Raw genomic sequence first — 26994 nt, forward strand, 5'->3', positions numbered from 1 at the left:
CGATGACGCCCGAACTCCTTTGGCCGAAAAGGTAGTTGGTCTGCCGGGCGGCGCACTGGTAGAGGCCGGTCACGGGCTCCGGCGGGGACTCAGCCGCCGTCGGCGAGGCGCTTCAGCCACTCGCCCAGCAGCCGCTGCTCCGCCTCGCTGAGCGCCGTCTGCTCGGGGAGGGTGGCGCGCAGCGCGCGGGCGGCGCCCGCAGGACCGGCGTCCCGCACGGCCGGGCGCTCGTGGGTGACGGCGGCGACCATGGACTCGCGCAGGGTGGTGAACAGGGCCGGGTCGCGCCGGTCCTCGGGCAGGGACAGCCAGGTGAGCACCGCGCCGCGGGCCGTGGCGTGGATGATCTGGGCCGCCAGCTCCTCATCCACGCGGAGCCATCCGCCGGCCGCGAGCCGCCGCATGCGGCCCATCAGGATCTCCATGCCGGTCTTGAAGGCGGCCGAACCCGTCCGCGCGGGTTCGGTGTACATCAGCGTGTACAGCGCGGGATTGGCCAGACCGAACTCGACCGCCAGGTCCCAGCCGTCCCGCAGGTCCTCGATGGGGTCCCGCGGGTCGGGATCGACGTGCTTGGCGGCGAGGAAGCTCGCGAAGCCGTGCTCGGCGACCGCGTCGAGCAGCCCGTCCTTGTCGCCGAACAGCCGGTAGATGGCCGGCGGTTGCAGTCCCGCCGCCTCGGCGACCGCGCGGGTGGTGACGGCGTCGCGGCCGCCGCGCGTCAGCAGACCGATGGCGGCCTCGATGACCCGCTGCCGGGTCCGGTCGGAACGAGAGGACATGTATCAACGATATCGCAGCCGTGTACTCATCGGAATTATCGGTGTTACCGTGAAAGTGCTTCCACTGGAAACACTTCCGGCGGAGCAACGGAAACACACCCATGAGCACCCGTGTGCGCAAGCGCCCGAGCACTGGAGCGAGCCATGATCATCGTGACCGGAGCCACCGGACAGCTGGGCCGTCGGATCGTCGGACACCTGCTCACCCGCGTGCCCGCGGAACAGGTCGGCGTCAGCGTCCGCGACCCCGGCAGTCCGCGGGCGCGGACCTTCGCCGGCCAGGGGGTGCGGGTGCGCGGGGGCGACTTCGCGGACGCCGAGAGCCTCGCCCACGCCTTCGAGGGCGCCTCCCAGGTCCTCGTCGTCTCCGTGGACAAACTCGGCGAGGAGTGCGTCAAGCAGCACCGCACCGCGATCGAGGCGGCCGTCACGGCGGGTGCCCGCCGCGTCCTCTACACCAGCCAGATGGGCGCCGGTGCGGCCTCCCACTTCCAGGCCTGCCGCGACCACGCCGCCACCGAGGAGATCCTGCGCGGCTGCGGAGTCCCCTTCACGTCGCTGCGCAACGGCTTCTACGCCGCCAGCGCGACGCGCTTCCTCGACCACGCCCGGGAGACCGGCGAGATCCTGCTCCCCGCGGACGGCCCGGTCGCCTGGACCACGCACGCCGACCTCGCCGAGGCGGCCGCCGCCGTCCTGGCCGACGAGGGCCGCTTCGAGGGTCCCACCCCGCCCCTCACCGCCTCGCGGGCCCTGACCTTCGACGACATCGCGGCCCTGGCGTCCGAGGTGACGGGCCGGCGGTTCACGAGGAGCACCGCCCCCGAGGCCGCCTTCCGCGACCGGTTGGTGGCCCAGGGCGTTCCCGCGCCCTACGCCGACCAGTTCCTGGGCATCTTCGCCGCCGCCCGCGCCGGCGAGTTCGCCACGGCCGACCCGGCGCTCGCCGCGCTGCTGGGCCGGGAGCCGGCCGGCATGCGGGAGGTGCTGGGCGAGGCGCTGCGGGAGGCGCCGGGCGAGCAGCCGTCCGACGGCTGAGCGGGCCGGCGACCCGGCTGACCGGGGCGGCTGACCGGGCTGCCCGGCTGACTGGCCCGGCTGACCGGGGCAGCCGAGCGGGGCGGCCGAGCGGGGCGGCCGAGCGGGCCGGGGGCAGGGGGCCCGCATCGCCTGCTTTCCCCCTGCTCCCGCCCCGCCGCGTCCTCAACTGGAGGCGAGCTGGTCCGTGATCTCCTTGATCCAGTCGGCTTTCTTCGCCGGTTGCCTGAGGCTTTCCTCCCACTCGTCCCGTTCCATCTTGTGGTCCGTGTGACCGGCCTTGATCAGGGTCAGCAATTGCAGGGCGGAGGCGCGCAGGGCGGGATCGGTGTTCTCACGCGAGACCATGTTGTAGATCTTGTGCGCCGCCAGCTGGCGCTTGTACCTCGTGATCTTCTTCCAGAACTTCATGGCGTGCAGCAGCGAGTCCCCGGCGTCCTTGGCCGTCGGTATCGGCTCGCCCTCCGGCGTGTACAGCTCGGGGTGGTGGGCCTCCTGGAAGCGTCCGTAGGCCGCACTGCCTCCCTTGTAGGCGGCGGTGGTGAGGACGAGGCCCGCCCCTACCGCGGCAGTGATCCAGCCCGCGGGGTTGGACGCCAGGGCCCCGGTGGCGACGATGGCCACGGTGGCGATGCCGCCCGCGCCCTTGAGGCCCTCGCCCATGACGCCGCCCCCCATTTCCTTGACCGCCTGGCTGACCTTCCTGCTCTTCGCGAGATTCGTGGCGAAGTTCAGGTCCTCCAGGTCCCGCGCGTGACTGAGGAAGTCGGCCTTGGCCCGGGCCTCGACCAGGGCCACCTGCTCGTACGCGGCCCCGGCGGCCCTGATGCCCGCCGCCCACTGATCCTCCGTACGGCCCTCGCGGTCGTTCCTCGCCCGCTCCACGGCCTCGCGGGCGAAACGGGCGTTGAGCTCGGCGGTGTTGGCCTCGGCCTCCAGTCGGAGCAGCCGCTGGGAGTGGGCTGCGTTGGCCTTCTTGAGCCGGCTCAGACCGTGGATCTTCTCGAGCGCACCCTTGGACTTGAAAGCGGCCCGGACGCTCTTGGCCACACCGGCGACGCCGCTGAGCACACCGCTCGCCTCGGCGGAGGCCGCGGTGCTTGCCACCCCCTGCAACTTGACCGCTTCCTTGGCGATGGTGCCGGCGTTGGCGCCCGTACTGGCGACGCTCATGCCCGCGTCGGTCGCCTTGGTCTTCCCCTTCTTGTGCGCGTTGTGGTAGCCGGCCCCGCTGCCCTTGCTCAGGGCCGTCCTCAGGTTCCTGAACGAATCCGCGACGCTGGCTCCGAAGGACAGGAGTTCCGTGACAGCGCTCAGCGATGCGCCGGAGACCCCCGTCGCGGAGGCGTCGTGCTTCAGGGCTTCGGCGCCCGTCCCGCCGCCGGTGTCCGGCTTCGGGGCGTTGGCGGTCATCTCGGTGGCCTCCTGGCCGAGGCCCGCGGCGGTCGGGGCCTGGACACCCTTGGCCAGGGCGTCCGTGGGATCGAGGAGCCGCTTCCCCTGGTCCGCGTTCTCGGCGACCGCCTTCAGGCGATCACTCCTGACCTCCGCTCTGGTGTCGGCGGCGGCGCGTTCCTCGGAGCGGCGTGCTTCCTCCTCCTCGGCGGGAGGCGCCACCGTCTCGGAGGGAGGAGCCACCGTCTCGGAGGGAGGCGCACCCGTCTCGGCGGGCGGTGCCGCTTCCTCGGTGGCGGTCGTGCCGATGCGTTCCCAGGGACCGGTGCCGACCTCCACGTGTCGGAGGCCGGATTCGGAGCCGCGTCGGGTGAGGTCGGCGGGCTCGGGCCGGATGTCGAGGTCCGAGCCGCGACGCGTGCGGCCCGACGGGGCGAAGCGGGCCGCGAGTTCGGCGAGGCGTGCGTCCCTGGCCGCGCGTTCCTCGGGGGTGAGCGTCACCGCCTCGACGGCGGAGTGTGCCTCTTCCTCCTCTTCGACGGCGGTGTGCGCCGCCGCGGCTTCTTCCTCGAGACGGCGGCGCCGCTCCTCTTCGGCGGCTGCCGCTTCCGCCGCGCGGCGCAGCCGGTCTTCCTCGGCCGCTGCCGCTTCGGCCGCCGCGATACGCTCCCGGGCCTTGGCCGCCGCCGCTTCCGCTCCCGCGCGCCGGCGTCGCTCGATCTCCGCCGCTTCCGCCGCGACTGCTTCCGCCTCTTCACGCAGCCGCGCCGCTTTGGCCGCGGCTTCCCCTGCCACCTTCTTCGCCGTGGTGCGGTTCCGCGCGGTCGCCGCGGTCGCTTCCGCCCCCGCGCGCACGCGCCGCCGGGTCTCCGCCGCTTCCTCGGCTGCCGCCTTCTCCTCGGCGGCGCGCCGCGCGGCGGCGGCCTGCTCCCGCAGGGCGGGGTCGGCCTCCATGCCCCGGGTGCCGGCCTCGGAGCCGCGCCGGGCGGGACCGGCGGGGCCGGGCCGGGTGTCGGTGTCGGAGCCGCGCCGGGTGCGGCCCGAGGGAGGGAACCGGGCCGCGAGGGCGGTGCGCCGCGCGGTGGTGGCCTGCTCCCGCAGGGCCGGGTCGACCTCCATGCCCTGGGTGCCGGAGTCGGAGCCGCGCCGGGTGCGGCCGGCGGGGTCGCGCCGGTCGCCGGGCGCCGAACCGGGGCGGGCCGCGTCGGCTCCAGGGGCCCGTTCCAGGCTCCTGCCCCGGGCGCGCTGCACCGTGGCGGCCGCCGCCTGGTTGCCGGCGCTGGACTGGAGGCCGAGGAAGGCCTGCTCCGCCGAGGTCCGGGACCCGGAAGAACGTCCCGTCCGGCCTTCCTCCCGACGCTCCCGGGCCGATGCGAGGGCGGCTGCGGAGGACCGTTCGGAGGTGCGGTGGACAGGGGCGCTCATGGACATACCTCTCCTGCGGCCGGACCGGGCCACGCGAAGGTAGCCAGGCACGGCGAACAGCAGGGGTGCGGCGGGGAAACACTCCGCGGACGGAGCGGAACACATCGGCGGCCGGCCCGCGGGCGCCGGACGCGACGGCGACGCGAGGACATCTCACCGCTTCTGCTCGGATCGCTCCCGTGTGGTCCCTCTCACACCGAAATGGGCCATCGAAACGCTGCCGTTCCGTTACGGCGGGCGTAAGCTGGATAGCGATACGAAACGGTTTCGTTTCGACTTGAACGTCTCCCGAACCAAGGACTGGAGTACGTCCCCATGTCCCAAGTGACAGCAGAGTCGGCCGCGCCCCCGGCCCGCAAGCCCGGCGCCCCGGCAGACGGAGCCTCGTCAGGGCGCCGCTGGTGGATCCTCGCCATGATCGGGCTCGCCCAGCTCATGGTCGTACTGGACGCGACCATCGTGAACATCGCCCTGCCGTCCGCCCAGGCCGACCTCGGCTTCTCCGACGGCAACCGCACCTGGATCGTCACCGCCTACTCCCTGGCCTTCGGCAGCCTCCTGCTGCTGGGCGGCCGGATCGCCGACCTGTTCGGCCGCAAGCCGGCCTTCCTGGTGGGCGTCGCCGGATTCGCGGTGGCCTCCGCGATAGCCGGCGCCGCCACGAACTTCGAGGTGCTCGTCACCGGCCGCGCGCTGCAAGGCCTGTTCGGCGCCCTGCTGGCCCCGGCCGCGCTCTCCCTCCTCACCACCACGTTCACGGACGCCAGGGAACGGGCGAAGGCCTTCGGCATCTTCGGTGCCATCGCGGGCTCCGGCGCGGCCGTCGGCCTGCTGCTGGGCGGCGTGCTCACCGAGTACCTGAACTGGCGCTGGACCCTGTACGTCAACCTCTTCATCGCGGCGGCCGCGATCGTCGGCGGCTGGCTGCTGCTCCAGAACACCGAGCGCGAGCGCGGCGCCAAGCTCGACGTCCCCGGCACCGTGCTGGTCACCGCGGGCCTGTTCGGCATCGTCTACGGGTTCTCCAACGCCGAGTCGCACGACTGGAGCTCGCCGCTGTCCTGGGGCTTCCTGGCCGCCGGTGCCGTACTGCTGGCCGTGTTCGCCTGGTGGCAGACCAGGGCCGCGCACCCGCTGCTGCCGCTGCGCGTGCTCCTGGACCGCGACCGCGGCGCGTCCTTCGTGTCCATGCTGGTCGCCAGCGCCGGAATGTTCGGCGTGTTCCTGTTCCTCACCTACTACCTCCAGCTCACCCTGGGCTTCTCCGCGATCCAGACCGGACTGGCGTTCCTGCCCATGGTGGCGACGCTGATGCTGTCGGCGACGCTGTCCACCACCTTCATCCTGTCGTTCGTCGGACCGAAGATCGTCGTCCCCGTGGGCATGGCGCTCGCGGCCGGCGGCATGTTCTGGCTGACGGCCCTGGGCCTGGACAGCTCGTACGCCGCCAACGTCCTGCCGCCGCTCCTGGTCTCCGGCCTCGGCATCGGCCTGATCATGGCCCCGGCCATGAGCCTCGCGACCAGCGGAGTGGCCACCGAGGACGCCGGAGTCGCCGGCGCCTCCGTCAACACGATGCAGCAGATCGGCGGTTCCATCGGCACGCCCCTGCTCAACACCCTCGCCGCCAGTGCCGCCACGTCCTACCTCGTCGGCCGCAACCCCGCCGACAAGCTGGTCCAGGCCCAGGCGTCGATGGAGTCCTACTCCACGAGCTTCCTGTGGTCGGCCGCCTTCTTCGCCGCGGGCGGGCTGATCGCGGCGCTGCTCTACCGCCCCGGCGTCCCCGCGGCGGCGGACCCCGACGCCGCCCCCACCGTCCACATGTAAGCGGCATGTGGAGGCTCGCACCCACCTGTGGGGACGGGGCGGATGCGAGCGGCGGGCCCGGTACTCGGCGAGTACCGGGCCCGTTCTCGTGCGGGCGGCGCGTCTGCCGTCCGCCCCGCCCGCCGCTCAGCGAGCGCGGCCCGGCCCGTCCGACGGCCGCCACTCCCGCCTGAGCAGCCCGAACACCCAGGAGTCGGACACCTCGCCGTCCACGACGCAGTCCTCCCGCAACGTGCCCTCACGCACGAAGCCCATCTTCTCCAGCACCCGGGCGGACGCCGCGTTGCGCGTGTCGGCCTCGGCCCGCACCCGGTTCAGGTCCAGCGTGTCGAACGCCCACCGCAGCAGGGCGTGCGCGGCCTCCGTCGCGTAGCCGTGGCCCCACATCGCCTCGTGGAGGCAGTAACCCAGCGACGCGCTGCGGTGGACCGGGTTCCACTCGACCAGGCAGACCCAGCCGACGAACGCCCCGTCGGATGCCCGCTCGACGGCCACCCGCACGCCGGTGCCCTCCTTTGCCATCGTCCGGCACACCGAGAGGAAACGGTCGGCACGGGCCCGGTCGGTCCAGGGCGGGGAGTCCCAGTAGCGCATCACGTGCGCGCTGCTGTGCATGGCGTGGAGGAAGTCCGCATCGGCTTCGGTGAAGGGCCGCAGCCGCAGGCGTGCGGTGCTCAGGGCGGGAGTGGCCAGCGTCATGGCCGTCATCCTGCGCCCTCATGGGGCGGGCGGGACACCGCTTTTCCGCCCGGCGCCTCCAGTTCCTCGCCTCGCCGGAGTCCCGGCCTGCCGCCCGCGTCCCGGCTAGCCGGCCGAGTCCCGGCCTGCCGCCGGAGTCCCGGCCTGCCGCCGGAGTCCTAAGGTGGTCCCTCATGGAGCGCCCCACCGATGCCCTGCCGTTGCCGGAGTTGCTGTGCGTCGCCGACGCCGTGCGGGTCTCGCAGGTCAAGTGGTAGCCGCCCCGCTCCGATGCGGCAAGGAGGGTCGGCACGGGCGTACGGTCACCGAGCCCACTCGTACGCGTGGTCAGCGACGAACTCGGCGAACGTACGCGGCGGACGGCCGGTCAGTTCGAGCACCGCGGTGCTGACCCGGTCTTCGCGTCCCTCCTTGATTCCGCGCTCGACGGCGGCAAGGGCGGCAGCGAACTCGGCCGGCATTCCGGAGGCACGGTAGGCGGCAGCCTGTTCCTCCTCCGTGACGGGCTCCACGCGAACCCGTCGGCCGGTCCGCGCGGTGATGATCCGCGCGGCCTGTGGATAGCTCATCCCGTGCGGCCCGGTGATCAGGTAGTCGCTTCGAGCCGCCACCCCCGGGTCGGCCAGCAGCGCGGCGGCGCCGGCCGCGATGTCCCGAGCGTCGACCCACCCCAGTCTGCCGTCACCGGCAGCGGTGCGGATCTCACCGTGCCGATGGATGCGCTCGGCCAGCGGGTGCGGGCGCAGGAAGTTCTGCATGAAGCCGGACGCGCGCAGTACGACACCTCCGGGCCGGTCCCGGACCCGCGCGGCCAGCTCCGCGGCGCCGGGTGCGTTCGGCAGCACAATGGCCGAGCCGAGCAGCACGAGACGCCGGACACCGGCCCGCTGCGCCTGGTGCAGGAAGGGCTCGACCAGCGGCAGCGGGTCCACACTCTCCACCGGCGGAAGCAGGAAGACCCGGTCCGTCCCGTCGAGCGCGGGGCCGAACGTGGTCGGGTCGTTCCAGTCGAAGCGGACTGCGTCGGGATCGGCCGCGGCCGGGTTCCGGCCGGCGACCCGTGTCCGCACACCGGCGCCGCGGAGCGCCCGCACCAGCGCCCCGCCCGTCCTGCCGGTCCCTCCGGTCACGAGCACCGCGGACATCAGGTGTTCTGCCGTTCGAGCGAGTCGATCAGTCCGGCGAGGCCCCCGGCGGCGGCCGCCGCCGACAGCGGGCTCCAGTAGTCCCGGTACAGAGTGATCAGCCCGTCGCGGACCGTGAGAACCACGATGTAGTCCAGGCGGTAGGGCTGGGAAGTGGCCACGGTGAGGCCGGTGGCCGTCCACTCCACCACGACGGTGTCCGCCTGATCCGTCGGCCGCACGGTCAGCGCGGCCACCTCCTTCATGTCCATCAGATCCGGATAGCGGGCGAGGTAGGCACGCACCTCCTCACGTCCGCGCAGCACACGAGGGGAGTTCCCGGCCGCGAAAGGGAATTCGGCGATTCCGTCAGGCGCCCACAGCTCTGCCACGGCATTCATGTCCTTGGCCGCGATCAGATCGATCATGCGGCGGAAAACTTCCTCAGGGGTCCTGGTCACCGTTTCTCCTCGTGGTCGACAAACCGGCCGGACCACCATGCACAGCGCACTCGCCGGCGTGGAACGGACGGCCGAGCCCCGGACCGGCAGTGCGAGGCTCGGCCGTCCCCTCCCGTGGCAGCATGGAGCGGTGAGCAGCCAGGAACTCGCGGATTTCCTCCGCCGCCGCCGCGAGAGCCTGCGGCCGGAAGACGTGCGGGCCGAAGCGGCACTTCCACCTGGCCGACGCGCCCGTCGCACACCCGGCCTGCGCCGCGAAGAGGTGGCCGCCCTGGCGCAGGTGTCGGTGAGCTACTACGAACGACTGGAACGGGCACGGGCACCCCGGCCCTCCCTCCAGGTGCTGTCCGCGCTGGCGACGGCACTCCAGCTCACTGAAGCAGAGCGCGACCATCTGGCCCGCCTGGCCGGACAAGTGCTGCCGGCGGGCAACGACGGCGCGCCGCAGGACGTACCCGCGGACGCCCGGCAGTTGCTCGACCGACTCGACGGCATCCCCGCCTACGTCGTCAACGACCGGCAGGACATCGTCGCCTGGAACGCGGCAGCCGCGGCTCTGATCACCGACTTCTCTCGTCTCACCCCCGACGAGCGCAACCTCACGCGCCTCTCGACGAGATTCCGTGACACCCTCTGCAACGCCGCCCCCGGTTCCGAGCCCGGTTTCGCTCAGCAGGTGGCCGCACAATTGCGCGCGGCCCGCGTTGTGCACCCCACGGACAACGCGCTCGCGGCGCTGATCAACGAATTCGCAACCCACGATCCGGAATTCGCGAACAGCTGGCGGAATCACGCTGTGCGCCCCATACCCAGCGTGCGAAAGAACCTCCACCACCCCACACTGGGCGAGCTGGAGATCGACCGGCACACGCTCGCTCTGCCCGGCTCGGGTTTCTCCTTCGTGATGTACACGGCAGAAGCAGGCAGCCCCAGCGCCACCGCGCTGAAGAGCCTCTGACCACGTCGACGAAGTGCGGCACCCCGCCGACGGTGGCCGTCCGCGCGTCCGGTACGGCACGGTGGCCGAGGAGGCGCTGGCGGAAGGCCTCCCCGGCCGCGCCCGTCATCCGCTCCGGTGCGTGCCGCACCGACCGGGCACCGCACCCCGTGCAGCCCCGCGAACTGCTACCAGCGCGCTCCGCCCCCTGCTCGGCGACCGGCTCGAAGCAGGTGACTTCCGAGCGCCCCCTCGTACGGGAGGCGGCGCGTGCCTACTCGCAGAACTGCTCCAGGGTCGTCTGACCGAACCTGGCGAACGCCGCACGCGTTCCCTCGCCGGCGATACCGTCGATCTTGCCGGTGTACTTCCAGCCGCCGTGCTTGAGGAAGTACTGGAGTCCCTTGATCGTTGCCGGGCCGACGACGCCGTCGGTGGCGAGATTCTGGTCCCAGCTCCTGTTGAGGAAGCCCTGCATCGCCTTCCAGCTCTCGGGGCCGAGGTATCCGTCCACGTCGATGTCGACGTAGACCGAGGTGTTGAGGAAGCACTGGACGCCGTAGGCCTGGGTCTTGGTGAGGCCGAGGTTGTTGTACGCGGCCACCGCCGCGGGCGAGGCCGCGACCGCGGACCCCGGGGCGGGTGCGGGGTCCGCCATGGCCGGGCCCGCGGTCGCGAGGCCGCCGGCGGCGATACCGACCGCGGCGGCGACACCGACCAGTGTCTTGGTGAGAGCTCGCATGCTGTGCTCCTCGCTATGACGTGCGCTAGGAGAAGCCGACCCCATCGGCCGGCTCCGCAACGAGACTGCGGGCCCGGCGGGATGCCCGGCCACCGGCGACGCGGAAGTGACCCCGTCCCGAGACGTCCCACACGATGACCTGCGCGGATGCCGACCACCGGGTCCCTGCGGCGGGACCGCGACGACAGGGGGACGGCCGGGGTCGCGTCCGGGCGGGGTCGGCGGCAGGAACGGGGCCCCTGACGGCTGGTGCAGAATGAGACCGGGAGACAGGGACCGGGCCCGAGGTCCGGGACGCGAGTGGGGGAAGCGTGTCGCGCTGGAAGGAACTGCCCGCAGAACTGCATCCGCAGGTACACCAGTTGATCGTGCGTCTGCGCAGGCTGAAGGACCACAGCGAACTGAGCACGCGGCGACTGGCGGTGAAGACCGGATACAGCGCCAAGTCGTGGCAGCGTTATCTGAACGGCAGGTCCCTGCCGCCCCTGGAAGCCGTCGAGGCGATGGCCCGCATCGGCGGTGAGGATCCGGCCCGGCTGCTGGTGATGCACGAGATCGCCGCCCAACGCTGGGCGGAGGGCCGGACGGCCGGCGCGGGCACCCCCGAGGACTCCTCCGCGACACCGGAACCCACCCCCACCGAGCGGCAGCCGTACGGGCGCGTCCTGCGCGTCGCGGTCGCGGCGGGAGCGGTGGTCACGGTGCTGTCCGTCTCCGTGGCCCTCCTGCTGGCCGTTCGGCTCACCGAGGCCCGCGCCCAGCTCGCGCGCGACCGCGGCGACGCCGAAGTCACCACTCCGGCCACCGTGTCGGAGACCCTGGTGCCGGTCATCTACACCTGCCGGCTGGAGCAGCGTGACGCCCGCTGGTACGCGGGCCTGAGCCGCACCACGGACCTCCTCCTGTCCAACACCCAGGTGGGGCTCGAAGTGGCCGAGGCCCAGTGCCTGCTGCGCCGGGCGGGCACCGAGCCGGGAGAGATCGACGGCATCTTCGGCCCGAAGACGCGGCGCGCGGTCGAACGCATGCAGAAGCAGAACGGACTGATCGTGAACGGAGTCATCGACCCGCCCACCTGGCAGGCCCTTCGGGAGGTGGCTCCCAAGTGACCTCGGAACACACGCGGCTGGTGGCGGCGCTGCGGGAATCGCGGGCCCGCGCGGGCCTGAGCCTGGCGGCGCTGGCGGAGCGCACGCCGTACAGCAAGTCCTCCTGGGAGCGCTACCTCAACGGCAAGAGCCTGCCCCCGCGCCAGGCCGTACGGGACCTGTGCCGGCTCGCGAACGAACCCGACGGGCGACTGCTCGCGCTGTGGGAGATCGCCGAGTCGCACTGGAGCGGACGCGCGGTGGCCCCCGCGTCCGCCTCTGCCCCGGACGAGTCGCCACGGCCGCGTCCCCAGGAGCCGCCGCCCGACGGGACCCGGCGGTGGCGACTCGGCCGCAGCAGGCTCCTGGTGGTGCTGGCGGCGGCGTACACGGTGATCGTCGGCGGTGTCGCCGCTCTGCTGTTCCTCCTGCTGCCGGACTCGGAGGCGCGCGAGGCCGAGTCGCTGCCGGCCTCCGTGCCGTTCTCCTTCGCTCCCCTGTGCCAGGGAGCCGCCTGCGAGGGCCAGGACCCGATGCGCCTGATCTGCGGCGTCGGCCCCGACACCCTCGCCTCGTACCGCACGGCCACCGGCGCCCGCGTCGAACTGCGCCACAGCGAGAAGTGCGGTGCGAGCTGGGCCCGGACCTGGGCCACCGAGATCGGCGACCGGGTGGACGTCACGGCGGGCGGCCCGACCCACGACGTGCGCATCAGGAACGAGGACGACGCGGCGACCTTCGTCTACACCGAGATGACCGAGGTCCACCTCGGCAGCACCGTACGGGCCTGCTTCCGGCCCGCGTCGGCCGACGGCGAACGGGAGTGCTTCGAGGCCCGCGTGGGCGAGCCCACCACCACGGCCGACCCGCCCTCACCCCGGTGAACGGGCTCCGGTGCCCCGCCGACCACTCCCGATAGTCTTCGCTCGGAGACCCGTTGTTGGGACTCTCGGGGGCCTTGCCCAGGCGGTGCAGCGCCATGATGCCCGCCGGTGGCATTGAGGTCTGTCGGGGTGACCAGGCCGTACCCGCCTCGGTCGGTCAGGCGGACGGCTGCGAGCCGTGGCGTACTGAGTCGACGAACAGACGCCAACTGCTCAGCCGCACGTCCAGTGTGGGGCCATCGGCGCACTTGGAGTCGCGTATCAACGCGCCGTGTGGGACGTACGCGCACTCAACGCATTCAGTGCCGCTCCCCCCGCTGTGCGAGGACTTGAACCAGCGGGGCTCCGGGCTGGCTGCTATCAAGACTCACTCCTTGCTGACCCGGTCGATGAGTTCGACCGAGGACTCGAGGTCGAGCGCCCGGGCGCTGAGGTAGTCGAAGGCCAACCTATATCGCTCCAGTTCCTCCGGCTTCTCCATGAACACGCCGCCGCCGAGGAGGTCCACATAGACAACGTCCAGCTCACGGGCTTGGCCGCGAAGTGTGACGAAGCTTCCGACTGCGGCGGCATGTGCTCCCAAGGAGAACGGAAGAACCTGAATGGTGATGTGCGGTCGCTCCGCGCAGGCCAACAGGTGGGTGAGTTGCTCGCGCATGACGTCACGGCCTCCGACCCGGCGTCGGACAGCGGCTTCGTCGATCACGCACCAGATATGCGGAGGCTCCTCGCGCTCCAGCAACTCCTGGCGCTTCATGCGGATGTCGACCATGTGCTGGACTTCGCGTTCGTCGCACTGCACCTCTGAAGCGCGATGAACCGCCTCCGCGTAGGCGCGTGTTTGGAGGAGCCCCGGGACGTACATGCACGCGTAGTGGTCCTCGCGTACGACCTCGTCTTCCAAGGTCAACATCAGGTTCATGGAGTCGGGAATGGGGTCGGCGAGTGATCGCCACCATCCTTGGATCCTGGCGCCCTTCGCCAACTCCACGAGAGCGAGGCGCTCTTCGTCCGTTGCGGAGTACTCACGGCACAGGGCGTCCACGGCCGGCCACTTGACCGTGCCCTCCTTCGTCTCGTAGCGGCTCAACGTCGCCTTCAAGATGCCGACGCGGGACCCTGCCTCCTCGAGTGTCAGTCCCTTGCGTAGGTGCGGGCTCTTCGACGCGCTCTGCGGATCCACCTGGAGTACTGGGGGCTGCGTGAGCTGACGGATGGTGCCGAACTCTGCGTAGGTGAACTCGTCGCCAATGTGATCAAGCACGTCGGACCGGCGACGCCGACCACGCTGGTCGTTTCACTCGGGAGCTCCCACCTGCGCATCGAGGTGCACGATCCCGATGCTCGCGCCCTGCCGACGCTCACGTGCGCGACCCTCGATACGGAGACGGGTCGGGGGATGATGCTGGTCGACGCCGTGAGTGATCGCTGGGGCGTGGAGCTCACCGGTGATCGCAAAATCACCTGGTGCGAGTTCCGCCTGGACGCCGCCCGGGTCGATCGGCAGAGCATGCCGATGCCGCGGCTGGCGCGAGCCGCGGACGTACTGAGTCTTTACGACGGTTCGCAGTCGGCGCAGGAGTCCGTTGATCCCGGCCGGTTGGTGACGGCTACGGCGGAAGATGCGGCGATCAACGCCATTGCCGATCTGCTCCACTGGTTCCACGCGCACGGATGGGACGTGGACGACGCGCTCGACCGGGCGCAGTCGCACTTCGAGGCGGAGTGCGAAGTGCGACTGTCCTGAGTCGTTCCGGGCCAGGACCGACGTACCCGTGGATCAACTCGCCTGGATCGCCGCCGAGTAGGACCACACATCGGCGGGGAGCGGGTGATCGAGGTGCCAGGTGATCGCCATCGGCTTGCTGCCGGTGTGCTCCACGTACGTTGCCGGGCCCAGAAGCATCCACGGCTGGGATTTGCCCGTGTCCGTGGTCGCGTAGCGGCGCATGAACAGCAGGACGTGGGAGCCGCGCCCGGCGTGCTGCTGGTAGCGCTTGCCCGTGGCGGAATCGGGGGAAATCGCGTTCTGGGACTCCCAGTGGAAGAGGTGCGGGCTGATCGCGTAGTCCTTGTACCGGACGGTGGGCGAGAAGTCCTTCTCGTCCTTCTCCAGCGTGATCAGCAGCGCGTCCGTCTGGAACTCTTCCGCCCACTGCACGCCCTGGGCGAAGGATCTCGGCATCTGTCCACCGAACCGGGCGACGCCGAGCGCGGCCAGTATCTCCGACCGGTTGTACGAGCTGTGGACCTTCAGCGGTACAGGGCCGAGGTCGTCGGACAGCGGGATCGGGACATGGTCGGCGCGGTCGATGACGTAGGACAGCACCTGCCGAAGTTCATCCCTCAGGGCTTGCTGCGGGCGCAGCGTCGCGAGCCCCTCCGGATAGCCGGTGAACCCGCCCGCGTTGTCCCACAGGTTGAAGAACAGCATGCGGGCGTAGGCCTGGCCGGTCCGGTCGAGTTCCTCGTACGGAGGGGCGTCGTCCGCCAAAAGGCTCAGATACGCTCGCGCACGCTCGGGATCGTCCACGTGCAGGAACGCGTGGACTCGCTTGAGCAGGGCTTCCTCGCCCGGCGTAGCCGGTTCGGCGACCAGGCCGGCACGACGCAGCACGAGCGTCCAGGAGTTGCCGTTCTTGTAGAGCTCCTTGATTTCTCTGCGGCTCTCTCGGAGGTAGTCGGCGAGGAGAGGAGTGCTGTACTCCTTGACCTCCTTCACCAGCGTCTTCACCGTGGCGGCCAATTGCGTCCTGATGTTGTCGAGGACCAGGCTCTTGGCCTTGCCCTCCAGGATGATCTGGCAGCCCGACGGCAACTGCGGAAAGCCGCGCTCGATGTGCTCGACCAGCCGGTTGCGCGACAGGTTGGTCATGGCCCGGAACTGCTCCTCGAAGCGGAACTCCGCTCGGTGCTGTCCGATGAAGTCCAGGACCGTGAGGACCGGCTTCGTGTCGGTACGCCGTAGCCCCCGGCCCAGCTGTTGGAGGAAGACGGTGGCGCTGTTGGTGGGCCGCAGCAAGAGGAGGGTGTCCACGTCCGGGATGTCGAGACCCTCGTTGAACAGGTCCACCGAGAAGATGACCTGGAGCTTGCCGTCCTGGAGGTCACGCAGCGCTTGAGCGCGCACCTCGGATGGCGAGTCGCTGTCCAGGGCCGCAGCCTGGAAACCGGCCTTGCGGAAGTAGTCGGCCATGAAATGGGCGTGCGCCTTGGTGACGCAGAAGCCGAGCGCCCGCATGGTGCCGGGGTCGGAGAGCTTGTCCCGGACCTGCTTGACGATGATGCGCGCTCGCGCGTCGTTGCCGGTCAGCAGGTTGCCGAGCTCTTGATCGGCGTACGAGCCCTTTTGCCAGCCGAGATTCGTGAGATCGGTCCCGTCAGGGATGCCGAAGTAGTGGAAAGGAGACAGCAGGTCGTTCTCCAGGGCTTCCCAGAGCCTCATCTCGGCGGCGATGCGGCCGTCGAAGAATTCGTCCTGGACGTTGAGCCCGTCCATCCGCTCCGGGGTGGCGGTGAGTCCCAGCAGTTCCTTCGGCGTGAAGTGTTCGATCACTCGGCGGTACGTACCGGCCGTGGCGTGGTGGAATTCGTCGATGACGATGACGTCGAAGTGGTCTGGCGCGAGCTGCTCCAGCCTCTGGACGTTGAGCGATTGGACGCTGGCGAAGACGTGGGTCCACTCCTGTGGATCGGCCCCGCCGTACAGCAACTCGCCGAACGAGGCGTCGTCCAGCACTTCGCGATACGTACGCAAGGACTGTTTGAGGATCTCCTTGCGATGCGCCACGAACAGCAGCCTCGGTCGACCGGAGGCCGCCCGATTGCTCAGATCGCGGTAGTCCAGGGCGGCCATCACGGTCTTCCCCGTGCCGGTCGCCGCGACCAGCAGGTTGCGGTGCCGCCCGCGGATCTCGCGCTCTGCGCTGAGGCGCTCCAGCATGTCCCGCTGGTGCGGGAAGGGGTGCACCTGAAGACCGGAAAGGTTGATCTTCAGGTCTGTGGTCGACGCCGTCCCACCCGCCTGGGCAAGCGCCGCGTCGAGGCGCTTGCCGTCCTCGTCCGGGTCGTACGTCTCGAACGCCGCGTCGTTCCAGTACGCCTCGAAGGTGGCCTCGAACTTCTCCATCACCGCCGGTGTGGCCACCGACGACAGTCGTACGTTCCATTCCAGGCCGTCGAGCAGTGCCGCACGGGAGAGGTTCGAACTGCCGACGTACGCCGTGTCGAATCCGGTTCCGCGTCGGAACAGCCACGCCTTGGCGTGCAGCCGGGTCGAGCGGGTCTCGTAGTTCACCTTCACGGTGGCGCCGAATTCGCGCACGAGCCGGTCGAGCGCGCGCCGGTCCGTGGCGCCCATGTAGGTCGTGGTGATGATACGGATCGGGACGCCCCGCTCCTTGGCCGCGAGGAGTGAGTCCTCCAGCACGCGGATGCCATACCACTTCACGAAGGCACAGAGCAGATCGATCCGATCCGCAGTGGCCAACTCGGCCCGCAACTCCGAGCCCAGGTTCAGGTCCTCGGGGGAGTTGGTGAGAAGCGAGGTCTCGGAGAGGGGCGTGAGCGGACGGATCGCATAGGCGCCCGGTGCCTCCTGTTCCGCCAGAGCCAGCAACTGCCGCGGGCCCTCGACGATGGCGCTGACGGGCTCGGCGCCGCCTTGCCCACCGACCTCTGCCGCCAGGGACTCGAGGACGCGGTTGGCGAAGGGAACTCGGTGTTCGGGCCGGAGTTGGCTGAGGTGGTGGGCCACCATGGCACCGACGTGGCGAGCCAGCACATGCGGTGACGATTCTGCGCCGACCTCGGCGTCGATGGCCTTCCAGCCCGCGGCCTCAAGACGCTCCAGCTCGCCACGTACGCGATCCGTGACCAGTTGCTCGTAGACCCCCGCGACCGGCTGCTCCCGACTCCCCGGCTGCTCCACCCCGACCCCTTTCCCCACCATGTTGTTGTGGATGCAGTTCTAGCAGCAGGCACTGACACGAGGGGTGGGACGACCGGCGGAAGCGGTCCCTTCAAAGCGCTCCCGGGGTGAACTCTCGTCGGTCACGGCGCGCGTTGATAACCTGCCGCGATGGACGAGGTGTTGGACGAGGGGCCGTTCTTCCACGGTACGAAGGCCGATCTGCGGGTCGGCGATCACCTCACCGCCGGTTTCCCTTCGAACTACCGGCCCGAGATCGTGATGAACCACGTCTACTTCACCGCCTTGCGTGACGGCGCGGGGCTCGCCGCCGAGCTTGCCGCCGGGGACGGGGAGCCGCGGGTGTATGCCGTCGAGCCGACCGGGGAGTTCGAGAACGACCCGAACGTGACCGACAAGAAGTTCCCCGGCAATCCCACTCGCTCCTACCGCAGCACGCAGCCGCTCCGGATCGTCGGCGAAGTCACTGACTGGACGCGGCAGACGCCTGAAGCCCTCCAGATGTGGCGGGACCGGCTGGCCGCGATGAATCAGGAGGGGCGGGCCGAGATCATCAACTGAGGTGCATGGGCGAGGCGTGAACACTCCACCGGGAAGTGTTCACGCCTCGCCGCGTCGGTGCCCCGGCAGTGGGTGCGGGCGGGCGGATGCGCTCAGCTCCGCGCCCCGCCCGCCAGGAACCCCGTCAGTCCGTCGAGCAGCATGTTGCTGCCCTGTTCCGCGCCGTCCCGCTCCGCCGCCGTGTCGCAGGTCTGGTGGAGGGTGATCACGGTGTTGCGCGGGCCCTGCTCCGCCAGTTCGACGGTCATCGCCGCCGGGTCCGGGCGGCCCGGGACGTCCATGCCGACGGTCAGCCGGCGGGGCTCGGCGACCTCGATGTAGGACCCGGTCAACGGGAACTCCGCGCCGTCCGGGGTGCGCATCGTGGCCTTCCAGGCGCCGCCGGGGCGGACGTCCATCTCCACGGAGCCGGGGACGGCGTAGGCCCACTGGGCGTACTGGTCGGGGATGGTCCAGGCCTGCCAGACCTGGGAGGCGGGGGCGTCCAGGGTGCGGGTGAGGGTGTAGGAGAAGCCGTTCTCGGCCGCGGTGGGCGTCTGCTCGGTGCTCATGGCGTGTGTCTCCTCGGGTCGGCTCGCCCGAAGCACTGCGTTCCGCGTCGGGCTCTCGTACCTATGGACGCCCGGCGGTCCCCGAACTCATCGGTCCGTCGCGACGGTTTACCGCACACCGTGGCACTCGCCGTACGGCCGCTCCGAGCCGCACCAGCACGCCGCCCCGCGCTGCGGCGGCCACGCCACCGCGAGTCCGCGGGCCGCCAGTGTCGTCGCGTACTGCGGGAGCAGGGTCGGGTCGGCCGGGGACGCGCCCTCCGACGCCGCGAACGCCTCGTAGGACGGGACCGTGCCCGGGACCACGCCCAGGTTCGGGGTGCCCGACGCCGCCAGCTCGCGCAGGGCCGCCTCTATCGACGCCAGGTGCTCCTCGTAGGAGGGGTACTCGGAGGACAGGGCCGGATACGCCTCGATCAGTTCCGCCAGTTCTCCCGCCGGCCAGTGGAGCATGGCCACCGGGAAGGGGCGGGACAGGGCCTCGCGGTAGGCGCCCAGCTCGGCGCGCAGGCGGGAGATCTCCGCCTCCAGGTCCGCCGGGTCGTCCGAGCCCAGGGACCAGACGCGCTTCGGGTCGTGCAGCTCGTCCAGGGAGACCGGCATGGTGTGGAGGGTGTCGGCCAGCGCGTCCCACTCGTCGTGGGGCAGGCCCAGCATGCGGCGGACGCGGTGGCGGCCGTAGAGGAGGGGGTGGGTGGTGTACGGGGGCTCCGGCACGTCCGTCAGGAGCAGGCGGGCCCCCTCCGTGAACGTCTCGTGCGCCGCCTCCAGCTCGTCGTGGGACTCCAGGGCCTCCGCCACGATCACCCAGGGGGCCGGGTCCCGCGGCGACGCCGCGCGCACGCCGTCGATGATCGCCCTGGCCTCCGCCTCGTGGTCGTACTCCCACAGGTTCGACGCCTTCAGGGCGCGGACCAGGGACGGGTTGTCCAGGGAGGCGGAGGCGCCGGAGGACAGCAGGCGGTCGTACAGCTTGGTCGCGGCGGGGCGGTCGCCGGACAGTTCCAGGTGGGCCGCCGCGCGCAGCAGCAGGGCCTCGGCGTCCTCGGGGTAGAGGCCGGCGGTCCGTTCCAGGCGGGCCGCCTCGGCGGCGTGGTCGACGTTTTCGGCGGGCGTGTCGGGGCGCATGGGGGACACCGTACTGCCGAGAGGTGACGAGGGTCAGCCACCCCGGGGGCGGAGGAGGGGAGCGGGTCGAGGGAGGGCGTCAGGTCCGGGGCGTGCCGGTCAGTGCCGTTCCCGCAGCGTCCCCACCGCGACCGCCGCCGCCACGGCCAGCCCCGCCGACACCCACAGCGCGGCGTCCGTGCCCGCCCCGGGGCTCCCCGCCGACGTCGCGATGGCGATCGTCAGGGCGACCCCGGCGCACGAGCCGATGTAGCGGAACGTCTGCTGCGCGCCCGAGCCCATCGCCGCGCGGGCCGCCGGTACCGACTCCACCGCGAGCAGCGGCAGCGCGGCGTTCAGCAGGCCACTGCCTACGCCCGCCACGACCAGGCCGGGCAGCAGCCGGGGCCAGGAGCCCGCGCCGACCGCGCCGAGCATGGTCAGGACGCCGGCCGCGTGCAGGGCGAAACCGACGGCCAACTGGTGGCGTGCGGAGACACGGTGGGCGATGCGGCGGGCCTGGAGGGCCACCGCGAAGGCGAGACCGGCCCAGAGCAGGGAGAGCAGGGCCGTGTCCATCGGGGACAGGCCGAGCGCCCGCTGGAGCACCGTCGGCAGGAAGCTGAAGAAGCCGATCACCGACAGGCCCGTGAACAGGCCGCCCGCCGAGGACGCCAGGAAGAGCGGGCGGCGCAGCAGCGACAGGTCGATCATCGGAGTGGCCGCGCGGCGCTCCAGTACGACGAACAGGGCACCCAGGAGCACGGCCGCCGCCAGCAGCAGGCCCACCGGTGCGCGCAGCCACCCCTCGCGCCCCAGCGTCAGCGCCGCCACCAGCGCGACCAGCGCCGGTCCGAACGTCAACGCCCCGGCGAGGTCCGGCCGGCCCTCCCGCGGGGAGCGCGACTCCGACAGGGACCGCGCGCCCAGTCCGGCCACCACCAGCGCGGCGGCGCCCAGCACGCCGTGCGCCGGCCGCCAGTCGGGGAACGCCCCGACGAGTACGGGGCCCACGGCTATCCCGCCGCTGACGAAGGCACCCCACACGCCGGTCGCGCGCAGCCGCCCCGCCGGGGTCGGGAAGGCGTGCACGAGCAGGCCGAGGCTGCTGGCCAGCAGCGCCGCGCTCGCCGCGCCCTGCGCGATCCGGGCCAGGGTGAACAGCCAGGTCGTGGACGCGAAGGCGCCCAGGACGGTGGTCACGCCGAGGGCCAGCGTGCCGGAGACGAACAGCCGGCGGCGCCCGTAGTCGTCGGCCAGGCTGCCGGCCACCAGGAGCAGGGCGGCCAGGCCCAGCGGAGTGCCGTTCAGCAGCCAGGCCTGGGCGGACAGCGAGGTGTGCAGGTCGGCGGCCGTCTCGGGGAGCGTGACCAGCGGTGCGGTGTACGTCATCAGCGCCACCGCGGTCGCGGCGCTGGTCAGCGCGAGGGTGCGGCCGGGGTGCGGGGGCGGCGAGGCCCGTTCCGCGGTGGCGGCCGGGGGTGCCGGTGTCGCGGTGGTCGGGGAATCCGTGCCGGTGTCGGTCATGGCTGCCTGTCCGCTCCGCTCGGGGGTGGTGGGGTCGGTCCGGTTGATTCGGTTGGCTCAGCTGGTTCGGTCGGTTCGGTCAATGAACTGACTCGGGCGACTCAACCTAGCACTATCAGTTCGGTGAATGAACCGAGTGTCGGAAAGTGGCTACAGTGGAGCCCATGGCACTGGGCAAGGACTACGCGACGCAGGAGTGCTCGATCGCCCGCGCGCTGGAGGTCGTCGGCGAGCGGTGGACGCTGCTGGTGATCCGCGACGCGCTGTACGGCGTGCGGCGGTACAACGACTTCCTCGTCCACCTCGGCATCCCGCGCGCCGTCCTGGCCAACCGCCTCCAGGCGCTCACCGCCGAGGGGATCCTGGAGAAGCGCAGGTACCAGGAGTCGCCGCCCCGGGACGAGTACGTCGTCACCGAGCGCGGCATCGCCCTGTGGCCCGCCCTGCGGGCGCTCGGCCTCTGGGGGCGCGAGCAGCTCGGCGGCGAGCCGATGCGCACCTTCTGGCACGCCGACTGCGGCACCGAACTCAGCCCCTACGGCGCCTGCCCCGCCTGCGGGGCCCTCGTCGCCGTCCGCGACATCGACATGCGGCCGGGCCCCGGGCTCGACCCCGACCCGGCGGACCCGGTCAGCCGTGCGCTGCTCGGTCCGCGGCGGCTGCTCCAGCCGATCGAGACCGAGCAGCAGGGGTCCGCACAGCGTGGTCCCGCATGAATAGTCGTCCTGTATAACTGGGGCAAACGCGCGTACGAGAGGGGGAGTGGCCGATGATCCGGGAACGGGCCGTTCCGCGCTCTCTCCTCGTCCTGCTGCTGGTCCTCCTGCCCGTCGCGCTCGTCGACGTGGGCAGCCTCTCCGCCACCGTCGCGCTCGCCGCGACCGCCGCGGTCGGTTCCGCGCTCGCCGTGTGCGCCGTCATCGCCGCCCGCTGCGCGCCCGCCGTGCCGCCCACCCGGGTGCGTACGGCCATCAGGGACCGGGACCTGCGGACGGCCTTCCTGCCGCAACGCGACCCCGACGCGCCCGGCCGCCGCCGGCCCCGAGCGCCCGGACACGCCCTCCCGGCGACCACCGCGTAGGGCCCGGCTCCTTCTCCGCACTTGGCCCCGCGCGGGTCGTGTCGTCATGCCGCCGCACCTCATCCCGGCACGACGAGACCCCCGGAGGGTTCATCCGCCCATGTCCGTTTTCGCCAGCCTGGTCGAGCACCTCGCCGACCTGCTCCAGCCCCTGTTCGGCGCCTCGGCCGCGGCCGCCGCCATCGTCCTGTTCACCGCCCTCGTACGGCTCCTCGTGCACCCCCTCTCCCGGGCCGCCGCCCGCGGGCAGAAGGCGCGCACCGAACTCCAGCCGCGGATCGCCGAGCTGCGCCGCAAGCACGCGAAGAACCCCGAGAAGCTCCAGCGGGCCGTGCTCGAACTGCACGCCGAGGAGAAGGTGTCCCCGCTGTCGGGCTGCCTGCCCAGCCTGTGCCAGATCCCCGCCTTCTTCCTGCTCTACCACCTCTTCTCCAGCTCGACGATCGGCGGCGAGGTCAACCGGCTCCTCTCCCACCGGCTCCTGTCCGCCCCGCTCGGTGGGCGGTGGGCCGACACCTTCGGGGACGGCGGTCCCCTCGGCGGGACCGGGCTCGTGTACGTGGCCCTGTTCGCGGTCGTCGCCGCGGTCGCCACCTTCAGCTACCGGCTCACCCGGCGGACGATGGCCGACCGGCCGGTCCTGCCCGCCGGTGACGGCCAGGCCGTACCGGGGGTCGGCGCGATCACCAGGGTCATGCCGTTCATGTCCTTCTTCACCCTCGTCACCGTGGCCGTGGTGCCGCTGGCCGCCGCGCTGTACGTCGTCACCAGTACGGCGTGGAGCGCCGTCGAGCGGGCCGTGCTCTACCGCTGAGCGGGCCCGTAGGGGTCCGGCCGCGGCGCGCGTGGCTACGGTCCAGTACGTGAACGGGGTCTTGCGGAGTGGAACCCGGCCTTGGACGATCGACCAGTCCTCCGATGGCTGCCGCGGTACTGCCGCACTCAGGTCGCGCCGCATCGGGCGGGCTGCCCGCGATCGAGGAGTTGGGGATCATGAAGCTGTTGCGAGTCGGTACGGCGGGGTCCGAGCGGCCCGCGCTGCTCGACGCCGACGGGACCCTGCGAGACCTGTCGGGCGTCGTGGCGGACATCGACGGCGAGCTGCTCGCCGACGAGGGGGCGCTCGGCCGGATACGGTCCGCCGCCGCGGCCGGTGAACTGCCCGCCCTGGACGGCACCGGGCTGCGCGTCGGACCGCCGGTGGGACGCATCGGCAAGATCGTGTGCATCGGGCTGAACTACCACGACCACGCCCGCGAGACCGGGGCCGAGCCGCCCGCCGAGCCGGTCGTGTTCTTCAAAGCGCCGGACACGGTGGTCGGGCCGCACGACACGGTGCTCGTGCCGCGCGGTTCCACCAAGACCGACTGGGAGGTGGAGCTGGCGGTCGTCATCGGGCGTACGGCCCGCTACCTGGAGTCGGCGGAGGAGGGGCTCGCGTGTGTCGCCGGATACGCGGTCGCGCACGACGTGTCCGAGCGGGAGTTCCAGATCGAGCGCGGCGGGACCTGGGACAAGGGCAAGAACTGCGAGACGTTCAACCCGCTGGGCCCGTGGCTGGTGACCGCCGACGAGGTGCCCGACCCGCAGCGGCTGTCGCTGCGGCTGTGGGTGAACGGCGAGTTGAAGCAGGACGGGACGACCGCGGAGCAGATCTTCCCGGTCGGGGAGGTCGTGCGGTACGTGAGCCGGTTCATGGTGCTGCGGCCCGGTGACGTCATCAACACCGGGACGCCGGCGGGCGTGGCGATGGGGCAGCCCGAGCCGAAGCCGTATCTGCGGGCCGGGGACGTGGTCGAGCTGGAGGTCGAGAGGCTGGGGCGGCAGCGGCAGGAACTTAAGGGGGCCTGAGCGCGGGGCCCGTCGGCGCCGGTGCAGCGGCCGGTGCCGGGTGGCCCGCCCGCGGCCGGGTAGCGCACCGCGGCCGGGCGGTGCGGGCGGCGGGCGGTGCGTCGACGGCGAGACAGGTGGGGGCCCAAGTCCGGGTCCGTTCGTGTGACCGTAGTCCGCTGTAGTCCGCTGTCGTCCGCCGTCATCCGACACTCGAATGGTGTCCGGGGGACGCGGGCGCCCACGGGGAAGCCTGTGGGCGACGACGTGCGCGAGGGCGACGGCGGCGGCCACTGCGGCTACGGCGGTGACGACGGGCCCGACGGCGGCTGCGGGCAGGACGACGGCGACGGCACGGCTCCGGTCACGGGGCCGACTGGCGGCGCCGCGACCCGGACCCCGCACCACACCGGCCGCGAGGACCTCACCCCGTGGCCGGCGTTCGCGCGTTCACTCGCGCCCGCCGTCACGCCAGCAGCGCGGCGAGCCTGCGCCAGCCCTCCCGCGGGAGGCGGGTCATGTCGTCCTCCACCAGCTGGAGGGCGACGTGGTCCGCGCCCGCGTCGTGGAAGGCGTCGATGCGGGCACGGACCGCGGCCTCGTCGCCCCAGGCGAAGACGGCGTCGATGAGGCGGTCGCTGCCGCCGCCGGTCACGTCGTCGTCCGTGAAGCCGAGGTTGAGGAAGTTCTTCGTGTAGTTCGGCAGCTTCAGGTACATGGCCAGGTAGGCGCGGGCCGTCGCGCGGGCGCGGGACGGGTCCGGGTCGAGGACGACCTTGAACTCCGGGGCCAGCAGCGGGCCGTCGCCGAGCCGCTCGCGGGCCTGCGCGGTGTGCTCGGGCGTGACCAGGTACGGGATGGCGCCCGCCGCCCGGTCCCGGGACAGGTCCAGCATCTTCGGGCCGAGCGCGGCCAGCACCCGGTGACCGGAGCGCATCCCGGCCCGGTCCAGGTCGTCCAGGTAGCCGACCATCGTCGAGTACGGGCGGCGGTACCCCTCCGCCATCGGGGCGTGGCTGACCCCGAGGCCGAGTACGAAGCGGCCCGGGTGGGACACCTCCAGCTCGGCGAAGCCCGCCGCCGCCTCGGACGCCTTGTGCTCCCAGATGCTCTGGATGCTGGTGCCGACCACGATCCGCTCGGTCGCCGAGATCAGCGGCGCGGCGTACCGGGCGGCGGTGTTGCCGCCGAGCCACAGGGCGCCGAAGCCGAGCTGCTCCAACTCGGCGACCGCCTCGGTGCGTTCGGCCGCGCCCTCCGGGTCCTCGGAGCGGAACCCGCCGCTCCAGACGCCGTACCGTCCGACCGATTCCTTCAGCGAAACCGTCGCCTCGTTCATCGTTTGCGATCCCTCCGGTGGGCACCGTGATCATCTGCGTGTCTGCCAGACAACCACGGGTACCCACCGCCGATTCCCCGACCACGCCCACCCGGGGCCGGTCGGGCTACTCGCCCAGGAACCGCTCCAGCGCCTCGACGACCAGCCGGTGATCCTCCACCTGCGGCAGCCCGGACACCGTCACGGCGCCGACGACGCCGACCCCGGCGACGGTGAGGGGGAAGGAGCCGCCGTGCGCCGCGTACGTGCCGGGGTCGAGCCGGGAGGACTCCTCGAAGGTCGTGCCCTTGGCCCGGAACCGCGAGCCGACCAGGTACGACGCCGCGCCGTACCGCTCCACGACGCGGCGCTTGCGGGCGATCCAGGCGTCGTTGTCGGGGGTGGAGCCGGGCAGCGCGGCGTGGAAGAGCTGCTGTCCGGCGCGGTGGATGTCGATGGCGACCGGGGCCTCGCGCTCCCGGGCCAGCTCGACCAGCAGGGAGCCCAGCGCCCACGCGTCGTCGTGGGTGAACCGGCGGAAGACCAGGCGGCGTTCCTGCTCCTCCAGCTCCGCGACGGTGGGAGGCGTCGGTGCCGTGCTCACAGGGACACCACCACTCCGTCGCGGGCGGACCGGCGGGCCGCCTCCAGTACGTCCAGGGCGGCGGCCGCCTCCAGCGCGTCCACCGGGTTCGGGCCGCCCTCGCGCAGGGCCTTCGCCACGGCCGCGTAGTACGCGGGGTAGTCGCCCGCGTCGGTCCGCGCCACCTGTCCGCCACCGGTCAGCGGGGAGTCCCCGGCGCCGACGCGGCCCCACAGCGACTCGTCCTCCTCGCCCCAGCCGGGGCCCGGCCGCTTGCCCTCGCGCAGCGCCGCCTCCTGCGGGTCGAGGCCGTGCTTGACGTAGCCCGCCGTCGAGCCGAGCACCCGGAAGCGGGGGCCGAGCTGGGCGGCGGTGGAGGAGACGTACAGGTGGGAGCGGACGCCGTTCGCGTGCGTGAGCGCGAGGAACGTGTCGTCGTCGGCCGCCGCGCCGGCCCGCCGGACCACGGACTCGGCGTACACCTGCGTGACCGGGCCGAACAGGACGAGGGCCTGGTCGACGACATGGCTGCCGAGGTCGTACAGCAGGCCGCCGATCTCCGCCGGGTCGCCGGACTCGCGCCAGCCGCCCTTCGGCTGCGGTCGCCAGCGCTCGAAGCGGGACTCGAAGCGCCACACCTCGCCCAGCGCGTCCTCGGCGAGGAGGCGGCGCAGGGTGAGGAAGTCGTTGTCCCAGCGGCGGTTCTGGAAGACGGAGAGCAGCAGGCCGCGCTCTCCGGCCAGCGCCGCCAGCGCGCGCGCCTCGGCCGCCGTGCCCGCCACCGGCTTGTCCACCACGACCGGCAGACCGGCCTCCAGGGCGCGTGTCGCGAGCGGTACGTGCGTCTTGTTCGGGGAGGCGACGACGACCAGGTCCAGCTCGGCGGCCCGGTCGAACAGCTCGTCGGGCGTGTCGACGGTGCGCACGTCCGGGAACTCGGCGCGGGCCTGCCGCTGCCGCTCCGGGTTCGAGGTGACGACCGTGTCCAGGGCCAGGCCCTCGGTGGCGGCGATCAGCGGGGCGTGGAAGACGGAACCCGCGAGGCCGTAGCCGACGAGGCCGACGCGCAGAGGGGGATTGCCGGGAGGAGTACCAGTCATG

General features: G+C 71.9%; 26 protein-coding genes. 11 read left to right on the forward strand and 15 right to left on the reverse strand.

Annotated features, from left to right (window positions below; translation table 11 throughout):
- Positions 1–89: 89 nt before the first annotated feature.
- A complete protein-coding gene (locus B9W62_RS24175) occupies positions 90–782 on the reverse strand; it encodes a TetR/AcrR family transcriptional regulator (RefSeq protein WP_087809120.1) in 693 nt (230 codons plus the stop codon).
- A gap of 144 nt (positions 783–926) precedes the next feature.
- Here B9W62_RS24175 and B9W62_RS24180 point away from each other — a divergent pair, with 144 nt between their 5' ends.
- Positions 927–1820 carry an NmrA family NAD(P)-binding protein gene (locus B9W62_RS24180; protein WP_087809121.1) on the forward strand — a complete coding sequence of 298 codons (894 nt, stop codon included), beginning with the start codon at positions 927–929 and terminating at the stop codon, positions 1818–1820.
- A gap of 165 nt (positions 1821–1985) precedes the next feature.
- On the opposite strand, the gene B9W62_RS24185 is transcribed toward B9W62_RS24180, so the two are convergent.
- The gene (locus B9W62_RS24185) at positions 1986–4640 is read right to left on the reverse strand and encodes a hypothetical protein (protein ID WP_256976563.1); all 2655 of its coding nucleotides are present in this window, start codon (positions 4638–4640) and stop codon (positions 1986–1988) included.
- A 315-nt stretch (positions 4641–4955) separates the two neighbouring features.
- Between B9W62_RS24185 and B9W62_RS24190 the strand changes: the two genes are divergently transcribed.
- Positions 4956–6470: an MFS transporter gene (locus B9W62_RS24190; RefSeq protein WP_087809123.1), complete on the forward strand. Its 1515-nt coding sequence runs from the start codon at positions 4956–4958 to the stop codon at positions 6468–6470.
- Between the two features lie 126 nt (positions 6471–6596).
- Here the strand turns inward: B9W62_RS24190 and B9W62_RS24195 are convergent, their stop codons facing one another.
- The 3 genes from B9W62_RS24195 to B9W62_RS24205 form a co-directional block, all read right to left on the reverse strand.
- Positions 6597–7169, reverse strand: a complete 573-nt coding sequence (locus tag B9W62_RS24195) for a GNAT family N-acetyltransferase (RefSeq protein WP_087812069.1) — start codon at positions 7167–7169, stop codon at positions 6597–6599.
- A 302-nt stretch (positions 7170–7471) separates the two neighbouring features.
- Positions 7472–8314, reverse strand: a complete 843-nt coding sequence (locus tag B9W62_RS24200; protein WP_087809124.1) for an NAD(P)H-binding protein — start codon at positions 8312–8314, stop codon at positions 7472–7474.
- Positions 8314–8721: a nuclear transport factor 2 family protein gene (locus tag B9W62_RS24205; RefSeq protein WP_179236098.1), complete on the reverse strand. Its 408-nt coding sequence runs from the start codon at positions 8719–8721 to the stop codon at positions 8314–8316. Before B9W62_RS24205 ends, B9W62_RS24200 begins: the two co-directional genes overlap by 1 nt.
- 163 nt (positions 8722–8884) lie before the next feature.
- Between B9W62_RS24205 and B9W62_RS24210 the strand changes: the two genes are divergently transcribed.
- Positions 8885–9712, forward strand: coding sequence for a helix-turn-helix transcriptional regulator (locus tag B9W62_RS24210; RefSeq protein WP_087809126.1), 828 nt, complete (start codon positions 8885–8887; stop codon positions 9710–9712).
- A gap of 253 nt (positions 9713–9965) precedes the next feature.
- Here the strand turns inward: B9W62_RS24210 and B9W62_RS24215 are convergent, their stop codons facing one another.
- On the reverse strand, positions 9966–10433 hold the full coding sequence (locus B9W62_RS24215; protein WP_087809127.1) for a peptidoglycan-binding domain-containing protein: 468 nt from the start codon (positions 10431–10433) through the stop codon (positions 9966–9968).
- Between the two features lie 311 nt (positions 10434–10744).
- On the opposite strand from B9W62_RS24215, the gene B9W62_RS24220 reads away from it, so the two are divergent.
- Together B9W62_RS24220 and B9W62_RS24225 are read left to right on the forward strand one after the other, a co-directional pair.
- A complete protein-coding gene (locus B9W62_RS24220) occupies positions 10745–11542 on the forward strand; it encodes a peptidoglycan-binding protein (RefSeq protein WP_087809128.1) in 798 nt (265 codons plus the stop codon).
- A complete protein-coding gene (locus B9W62_RS24225) occupies positions 11539–12405 on the forward strand; it encodes a helix-turn-helix domain-containing protein (RefSeq protein ID WP_087809129.1) in 867 nt (288 codons plus the stop codon). Before B9W62_RS24220 ends, B9W62_RS24225 begins: the two co-directional genes overlap by 4 nt.
- A 157-nt stretch (positions 12406–12562) precedes the next feature.
- Here the strand turns inward: B9W62_RS24225 and B9W62_RS24235 are convergent, their stop codons facing one another.
- Together B9W62_RS24235 and B9W62_RS24240 are read right to left on the reverse strand one after the other, a co-directional pair.
- The gene (locus B9W62_RS24235) at positions 12563–12769 is read right to left on the reverse strand and encodes a DUF397 domain-containing protein (RefSeq protein ID WP_306426457.1); all 207 of its coding nucleotides are present in this window, start codon (positions 12767–12769) and stop codon (positions 12563–12565) included.
- A gap of 3 nt (positions 12770–12772) precedes the next feature.
- A complete protein-coding gene (locus B9W62_RS24240; RefSeq protein ID WP_107424248.1) occupies positions 12773–13588 on the reverse strand; it encodes a helix-turn-helix domain-containing protein in 816 nt (271 codons plus the stop codon).
- Here B9W62_RS24240 and B9W62_RS24245 point away from each other — a divergent pair.
- Positions 13556–14152, forward strand: a complete 597-nt coding sequence (locus tag B9W62_RS24245; protein ID WP_087812072.1) for an ATP-binding protein — start codon at positions 13556–13558, stop codon at positions 14150–14152. The genes B9W62_RS24240 and B9W62_RS24245 overlap by 33 nt on opposite strands.
- A 33-nt stretch (positions 14153–14185) precedes the next feature.
- Here the strand turns inward: B9W62_RS24245 and B9W62_RS24250 are convergent, their stop codons facing one another.
- Positions 14186–17356, reverse strand: a complete 3171-nt coding sequence (locus tag B9W62_RS24250; RefSeq protein WP_179235639.1) for a DEAD/DEAH box helicase — start codon at positions 17354–17356, stop codon at positions 14186–14188.
- 129 nt (positions 17357–17485) lie between these two features.
- Here B9W62_RS24250 and arr point away from each other — a divergent pair, with 129 nt between their 5' ends.
- Entirely contained in the window at positions 17486–17896 is a 411-nt protein-coding gene (gene arr, locus B9W62_RS24260) for an NAD(+)--rifampin ADP-ribosyltransferase (RefSeq protein ID WP_087809130.1), read from the forward strand.
- Positions 17897–17988: 92 nt separating this feature from the next.
- On the opposite strand, the gene B9W62_RS24265 is transcribed toward arr, so the two are convergent.
- The 3 genes from B9W62_RS24265 to B9W62_RS24275 form a co-directional block, all read right to left on the reverse strand.
- The gene (locus tag B9W62_RS24265) at positions 17989–18447 is read right to left on the reverse strand and encodes an SRPBCC family protein (protein ID WP_087809131.1); all 459 of its coding nucleotides are present in this window, start codon (positions 18445–18447) and stop codon (positions 17989–17991) included.
- Positions 18448–18555: 108 nt separating this feature from the next.
- A complete protein-coding gene (locus tag B9W62_RS24270) occupies positions 18556–19575 on the reverse strand; it encodes an SEC-C domain-containing protein (protein ID WP_087809132.1) in 1020 nt (339 codons plus the stop codon).
- Between the two features lie 99 nt (positions 19576–19674).
- Positions 19675–21081: an MFS transporter gene (locus B9W62_RS24275; protein ID WP_087809133.1), complete on the reverse strand. Its 1407-nt coding sequence runs from the start codon at positions 21079–21081 to the stop codon at positions 19675–19677.
- 164 nt (positions 21082–21245) lie between these two features.
- Between B9W62_RS24275 and B9W62_RS24280 the strand changes: the two genes are divergently transcribed.
- The 4 genes from B9W62_RS24280 (at position 21246) to B9W62_RS24295 (ending at position 24013) form a co-directional block, all read left to right on the forward strand.
- The gene (locus B9W62_RS24280) at positions 21246–21797 is read left to right on the forward strand and encodes a winged helix-turn-helix transcriptional regulator (RefSeq protein ID WP_179235640.1); all 552 of its coding nucleotides are present in this window, start codon (positions 21246–21248) and stop codon (positions 21795–21797) included.
- A 53-nt stretch (positions 21798–21850) separates the two neighbouring features.
- Positions 21851–22162, forward strand: coding sequence for a DUF6412 domain-containing protein (locus tag B9W62_RS24285; RefSeq protein WP_087809135.1), 312 nt, complete (start codon positions 21851–21853; stop codon positions 22160–22162).
- Positions 22163–22262: 100 nt separating this feature from the next.
- Complete coding sequence (locus B9W62_RS24290; protein WP_087809136.1) at positions 22263–22976, forward strand: YidC/Oxa1 family membrane protein insertase; 714 nt, start codon at positions 22263–22265, stop codon at positions 22974–22976.
- Positions 22977–23155: 179 nt separating this feature from the next.
- Positions 23156–24013 (forward strand): fumarylacetoacetate hydrolase family protein, encoded by an 858-nt coding sequence (locus tag B9W62_RS24295; protein ID WP_087809137.1) that lies wholly within the window; start codon positions 23156–23158, stop codon positions 24011–24013.
- A gap of 445 nt (positions 24014–24458) precedes the next feature.
- On the opposite strand, the gene B9W62_RS24300 is transcribed toward B9W62_RS24295, so the two are convergent.
- The 3 genes from B9W62_RS24300 to B9W62_RS24310 all read right to left on the reverse strand — a co-directional run bounded on the left by B9W62_RS24300 (position 24459) and on the right by B9W62_RS24310 (position 26993).
- Positions 24459–25331 carry an LLM class F420-dependent oxidoreductase gene (locus B9W62_RS24300; RefSeq protein WP_087809138.1) on the reverse strand — a complete coding sequence of 291 codons (873 nt, stop codon included), beginning with the start codon at positions 25329–25331 and terminating at the stop codon, positions 24459–24461.
- Positions 25332–25437: 106 nt separating this feature from the next.
- Positions 25438–25914 carry a heme-degrading domain-containing protein gene (locus tag B9W62_RS24305; protein ID WP_087809139.1) on the reverse strand — a complete coding sequence of 159 codons (477 nt, stop codon included), beginning with the start codon at positions 25912–25914 and terminating at the stop codon, positions 25438–25440.
- Entirely contained in the window at positions 25911–26993 is a 1083-nt protein-coding gene (locus B9W62_RS24310) for a Gfo/Idh/MocA family oxidoreductase (protein WP_087809140.1), read from the reverse strand. Before B9W62_RS24310 ends, B9W62_RS24305 begins: the two co-directional genes overlap by 4 nt.
- Position 26994 lies beyond the last annotated feature (1 nt).

This window comes from Streptomyces sp. CS113 (genome assembly GCF_002188365.1).
In the GTDB taxonomy this organism is placed as follows: domain Bacteria; phylum Actinomycetota; class Actinomycetes; order Streptomycetales; family Streptomycetaceae; genus Streptomyces; species Streptomyces tendae.

Bases quoted from the DNA above. Each gene is read 5' to 3' on its own strand.
- B9W62_RS24270 (WP_087809132.1), bottom strand. From the start codon at position 19,575: ATGCGCCCCGACACGCCCGCCGAAAACGTCGACCACGCCGCCGAGGCG.
- B9W62_RS24295 (WP_087809137.1), top strand. From the start codon at position 23,156: ATGAAGCTGTTGCGAGTCGGTACGGCGGGGTCCGAGCGGCCCGCGCTG.
- B9W62_RS24310 (WP_087809140.1), bottom strand. From the start codon at position 26,993: ATGACTGGTACTCCTCCCGGCAATCCCCCTCTGCGCGTCGGCCTCGTC.
- arr (WP_087809130.1), top strand. From the start codon at position 17,486: ATGGACGAGGTGTTGGACGAGGGGCCGTTCTTCCACGGTACGAAGGCC.
- B9W62_RS24290 (WP_087809136.1), top strand. From the start codon at position 22,263: ATGTCCGTTTTCGCCAGCCTGGTCGAGCACCTCGCCGACCTGCTCCAG.
- B9W62_RS24200 (WP_087809124.1), bottom strand. From the start codon at position 8,314: ATGTCCGCGGTGCTCGTGACCGGAGGGACCGGCAGGACGGGCGGGGCG.
- B9W62_RS24215 (WP_087809127.1), bottom strand. From the start codon at position 10,433: ATGCGAGCTCTCACCAAGACACTGGTCGGTGTCGCCGCCGCGGTCGGT.
- B9W62_RS24185 (WP_256976563.1), bottom strand. From the start codon at position 4,640: ATGAGCGCCCCTGTCCACCGCACCTCCGAACGGTCCTCCGCAGCCGCC.
- B9W62_RS24285 (WP_087809135.1), top strand. From the start codon at position 21,851: ATGATCCGGGAACGGGCCGTTCCGCGCTCTCTCCTCGTCCTGCTGCTG.
- B9W62_RS24280 (WP_179235640.1), top strand. From the start codon at position 21,246: ATGGCACTGGGCAAGGACTACGCGACGCAGGAGTGCTCGATCGCCCGC.
- B9W62_RS24250 (WP_179235639.1), bottom strand. From the start codon at position 17,356: ATGGTGGGGAAAGGGGTCGGGGTGGAGCAGCCGGGGAGTCGGGAGCAG.
- B9W62_RS24265 (WP_087809131.1), bottom strand. From the start codon at position 18,447: ATGAGCACCGAGCAGACGCCCACCGCGGCCGAGAACGGCTTCTCCTAC.
- B9W62_RS24180 (WP_087809121.1), top strand. From the start codon at position 927: ATGATCATCGTGACCGGAGCCACCGGACAGCTGGGCCGTCGGATCGTC.
- B9W62_RS24175 (WP_087809120.1), bottom strand. From the start codon at position 782: ATGTCCTCTCGTTCCGACCGGACCCGGCAGCGGGTCATCGAGGCCGCC.
- B9W62_RS24195 (WP_087812069.1), bottom strand. From the start codon at position 7,169: ATGACGCTGGCCACTCCCGCCCTGAGCACCGCACGCCTGCGGCTGCGG.
- B9W62_RS24275 (WP_087809133.1), bottom strand. From the start codon at position 21,081: ATGACCGACACCGGCACGGATTCCCCGACCACCGCGACACCGGCACCC.
- B9W62_RS24300 (WP_087809138.1), bottom strand. From the start codon at position 25,331: ATGAACGAGGCGACGGTTTCGCTGAAGGAATCGGTCGGACGGTACGGC.
- B9W62_RS24205 (WP_179236098.1), bottom strand. From the start codon at position 8,721: ATGATCGATCTGATCGCGGCCAAGGACATGAATGCCGTGGCAGAGCTG.
- B9W62_RS24190 (WP_087809123.1), top strand. From the start codon at position 4,956: ATGTCCCAAGTGACAGCAGAGTCGGCCGCGCCCCCGGCCCGCAAGCCC.